The organism is Balnearium lithotrophicum (genome assembly GCF_900182585.1).
In the GTDB taxonomy this organism is placed as follows: Bacteria; Aquificota; Aquificia; order Desulfurobacteriales; family Desulfurobacteriaceae; genus Balnearium; species Balnearium lithotrophicum.
On sequence record NZ_FXTM01000047.1, the window covers coordinates 1 to 1,781 of the forward strand.

Annotated in this window: 2 protein-coding genes and 1 pseudogene; all 3 read right to left on the reverse strand. The window is 38.6% G+C overall.

Features of this window, described 5'->3' with window-relative positions; all coding sequences use genetic code 11:
* Nucleotides 1-302: helix-turn-helix domain-containing protein (locus FN732_RS09490; protein ID WP_142933554.1), on the reverse strand; the 302-nt coding region annotated here is incomplete at its 3' end.
* 33 nt (nucleotides 303-335) lie between these two features.
* Nucleotides 336-1,502 (reverse strand): amidohydrolase family protein, encoded by a 1,167-nt coding sequence (locus tag FN732_RS09495; RefSeq protein WP_142936294.1) that lies wholly within the window; start codon nucleotides 1,500-1,502, stop codon nucleotides 336-338.
* A 41-nt stretch (nucleotides 1,503-1,543) separates the two neighbouring features.
* Nucleotides 1,544-1,781 (reverse strand): annotated as a pseudogene (locus FN732_RS09500) (integrase core domain-containing protein); the annotation flags it as partial.

Genomic DNA, 1,781 nt, shown 5'->3' on the forward strand with positions numbered 1-1,781 from the left:
ATCTGAGGTTGTCTTACTCTGTGGGGTCTTTTGTTTCTGTCTTTGAGGCCTTCTAAACCGTACTTTTTGTATCTATTTTTCCATTTGTAGAAGGTGGTTGGACTTATTCCGAAGTATCTGCAGGTTAGTCTTGCATTTTGGTGTTTTTCGTAATGTTGAATCCATTTAAGTCTTTTTCTCACGTTTGGGTCTTTTGTTAGGTCGAGTTTTGTTTTTATTTTCGTTCCTCTTTTGATTGTTTTTTTGAAGGGTGTATTTGATATGTGCAGGGATGTTCCTTTGAATTTCTTTAATTGTTTCATTGGTGGACACCTCCTTTTGTTGGAGTTCAAATCTTATTTTAGGGTGTCCACCTTCTTTCTGAACTTCAACACTTTTTCAGAAACTCTAAGAATCCTAAACTCGGACTTTGAATCGAGCAAATGGCTAAACGGGTCTAATTTAAGTTCATCCGAAGGTGAAAATGTAAATACAGGTTCCTTTGAGTATTCATCCAAGCCCAAAGCTTTTGCACCAGAGACTGTAATCAGGGAAAAGAGCTCCCTGACACTCACTCTTCCACTTAGGGAGTAGTAAAGAGTTCTTAATTCATCTGTTATTGATAGATTAACGTTACTACTCAAACCGTCCGTTCCAAGACCTAACTTGTCATAGCCCAACAGGTGTTCAACCTTTGGGAATCCAACTTTAAGGTGAAGGTTGCTTCTTGGACAGAGAACGATTGAAGCTCCTGCCTCCATTAACCTATCAAGTTCACTTTCAGATAGATTTGTACAGTGAACCGCTATGAGGTTCTCGTTGAGAGCCCCAGCCTTTTCTATATAGTCAACAATATTCTTAGAACAGACCCATTCGTACCTCTTTCTACCTAAGAGAGGATATATCCTCTTCTCAAAAAGGTTTTCCTCACACCTTGCAAACTTTTTCTCCTCAACAGTTTCTCCAAGGTGCATTTGAAATTTGAATCCCCTTTCTAAACTCTCCTTTGAAATTTTCTTAAGTGCTTCAAATGAAACGGAGTAGATAGAGTGGGCAGAAAGGGGAAAGGCCAACCTTTCAGGGTTAAATTTCCTGCCTATAAACTCAGAAAAAGCAGTAACTTTAATGTGTTTAAATTTAAATTTGGGGGAAATACCAAATGATGATATATCTCCAACGTAGTATATTCCAAAGGAAAAGAGTTCCCCTTCTGCTTTCTTTAAAGCCCTTTCAATGTCTTCTTTTGTTAGAAGAGGTCTCTTTCCTACAATCCAGATTAGCCAGTCAAAGAAGGATGAAAAATTATCGGGACTGAAGGAAAGGTTTGAGAGCTCCAAGTGGGTGTGAGCATTAACAAAGGGTGGATAAAGGTATCCCTTTAAGTTGACTATTTTATGAAACTTTCCTTCAGGAATTCCCTTAAAGTAAGCATCAATTATTCCATCCTTTACGACAACCGAACCGTTTTTAATTACTTCCCCAGAATGGGTAACGATATAAGGGGCTTTAATCAGAGTATTCAATTTTTTCTCCTTAAAAGAAGAGCCCCCTACTTGGGGGCAGCCTAATTGTGAGGAGGGAGAGATGGAGCATCTGGATGGGGAACAATAGTAAAAATTTTCAAGTTTGTCAAGTCCTTGTTCTCGTTCAATACATGGTGGACACCCTGGTGTTTTTTAATATATTCCTCAAACTTCTCTACTGGAGTCTTATAACCAAGACCTTGATGAGGCCTAACGAAGTTGTAAAAGTTCAGATACCTAAATAACTTCCTGTTCATTTCATCAACTTTCGGCTCAGTC